The organism is Anaerophaga thermohalophila DSM 12881, from assembly GCF_000191885.1.
Lineage (GTDB): Bacteria > Bacteroidota > Bacteroidia > Bacteroidales > Marinilabiliaceae > Anaerophaga > Anaerophaga thermohalophila.
In genome coordinates this window covers 1-2463 of record NZ_AEWI01000082.1, presented here as the reverse complement: position 1 = coordinate 2463, position 2463 = coordinate 1, and the positions used below count along the sequence as shown (strand labels likewise).

Below are 2463 nucleotides of genomic sequence, written 5' to 3'. Positions count from 1 at the left end.
CCAGGGCACGGGTCTGTGGAAGTACCAATGGGATGCAATACATGACCCGGAAAATGTGCTGTTTGCGTGGGGGCAGGGGGAAGAGGAGGGGGCTTACACATGGACACCTGTCGACAAACAACACGCATTACTCTTCAATCATGTTTACGACAATAATCACATTGGTTCAATGAATTACCTGAAAGCAATAGAAGATGCGATTGCCAAAGGGAATAACGATACTTTAGGCCTGGTTTATACCGAAGATGAAGCTGAAAAATGGACAGAAGAACAGAAACAGTGGATCGATGGATGGAAAATCCGGGTGATGAATTCTGATGAAGTATTTACTGATATAATTAAATCCATTAAAGAAACCGATAAAAATGAAAAGATAGAAAAAATCGTTTTACGGCCAAAGCATATTTATATTGGCAAATACAAATACGAGGATGTAGAATATCCGGTAGCCATTTATGGAAATGGCGATAAAACGGTAATGACCAATGCGTTCACAAAAATACAGGTTGCCGATTCCAAAGAGCTGGAAGATAAAGAAAAGAAAGAACATATCTATTGCGATGAAACTTATACCAAATACCTGATAATTGCATTTTATGAAGACGGTAAAGACAATCCTTCTATGATAATGCAGGTTGAAAAGTTTGATATCAGCCGAGGTCAGGACACGAAAGATATGTGGCTCAAGTATCTTGGAATATTAAGGGAACCCATTGATGGAAAATCCATAGAAGAAATTTTTGAAGAATACGATATATTAACCCCTGCAGAAATCAGCCAGGTAAGGGAGCAAATAGAGCAACTTGAAGATGGAGAAAATAAAGAAGAGCATTATCTTACGCTACAGGAGAAAGTACCTTACCATAACCAAAGAAACAACGTCCAGACACAGGATGTATCAGACAGGATGTGTAATTTGACCTCTGAAGCAGCTTGTTTTGAATATCTGGGAATTAGCTGTCCGGAAATCGATATGCAGTTTGAGGATTATTTAGAGCAAGTTAGAAAGGATAATAATTATGGTGACAGAATAACACAAAGAGCAAGGAAAAAGGTAGCGGAACATTTAGATGCGTGTTATTCTAATGAGACCTATGGTGGTACATTTTCTGAAGAAAAGGAGGAATTTAAAAAGTTTGTTTCAAAAAAATTAAAAACGGGATGTGCAATCATGATTTCAGTATGGCCAACATGCAAGGGGCATCTTGTGCGATTACAAAGCATTACAGATGATGGTTTGATAGTTGATGACCCTTATGGCAAGGTAACTGACTTTGATACAAGAGAGGAATGTAATAGTGGCGGTTATGACTCAAACTCAAAAACAGAGGAAAATTCGAAAGGAAATGATAACCTTTGGAAATGGGACGATATAAAGAATGTTACAATCAAATATGTAGAAGTATATTGTAAATGTGAATAAAATAATAGATATGGAAAGAATAATTTTTTCTCTATTGGTACTGCTCCAATTTTCTGCTTGCTCTAGCCAAAGCAGATTTGAAGAGTTCATTCATGATTTTGAAATAATTTCACTGCCTATAGAACACATGCAGGATATTACAACTGAAGATACTCTTGGTGGCAAGTTGATAAATGATATAATAATCCGTAGTCAAAAAAATAACCCACAATATGTAGATATTAATGGCAATACGAAAGCTGTTAAGCAGTATTATGGCTTGTACCCTGAAGAGCCATTTGAATATGGTCATAGGGGGAAGCGATTATACTTTTATCCTAAAATATCGCCAATCGGCCAGTTAGACCTTAATGAAGACTATATCTCATTAATAATAAAAGTTGTAGGCTTTGAAACCACCTTTTACGATTTATGGAATTTCTCCAAAGACGGGAAAGCGCTTTCGGTTATTTGTTTGTTCTGGGGATTAAGAGATGATGGGCCAAAAAGTGAAGAAGTGACTTATACAATAGTCGATTCTAAAATAACAAAAGAGGGGCTTATCAAGTGGCATGAAAATGCAGATGGTTTAGAAACGTTCAGGACTTACAAGTTAAACGAAGACGGCTATTTTGAGATAATAAAAGAAGAACAGAAAGGGGAATACGAGTTTTAATTGCTCATTATCCCGAACCTTTCCAATAATTTTAGTTTATACTTTTCCTCGATAGAACGGGCTGTAACACTGAACCTGATATGCCAGTAATCAATGTATTCATACGGGAATTTATCTTCCTGGTAAGTGGCGGACAGGGAATGTAAATTTAACTCTGTCTGGTTGCATTTTCAGTAAATCAAAATAACTCATATTTTTTCTTTCATCCAATTCTTAAAAGCTTGTTTGGGAAGTCTTCAGGTTCTGTCAAGGGCGGCTGAGGATGCGAAGCCGTTTATATACCCTTGACAGGTTCTGAAGACGACCTATCTTTGCTTTTAGGGTGAAACATCCTGTAAAACTGAGACTTTCGATTAAAGGAAACGGCATTCACATATATACAAGG

At 36.9% G+C, this 2463-nt stretch carries 2 protein-coding genes; both read left to right on the top strand.

The annotated features are described in order from the left end of the window. Positions 1-1423 (top strand): C39 family peptidase (locus tag ATH1_RS19695; protein WP_010423620.1); only part of this gene is annotated, 1423 nt, incomplete at its 5' end. A 10-nt stretch (positions 1424-1433) separates the two neighbouring features. Next, positions 1434-2078: a hypothetical protein gene (locus ATH1_RS0115350; protein WP_010423619.1), complete on the top strand. Its 645-nt coding sequence runs from the start codon at positions 1434-1436 to the stop codon at positions 2076-2078. Positions 2079-2463 lie beyond the last annotated feature (385 nt).

Bases quoted from the DNA above. Each gene is read 5' to 3' on its own strand.
- ATH1_RS0115350 (WP_010423619.1), top strand. From the start codon at position 1,434: ATGGAAAGAATAATTTTTTCTCTATTGGTACTGCTCCAATTTTCTGCT.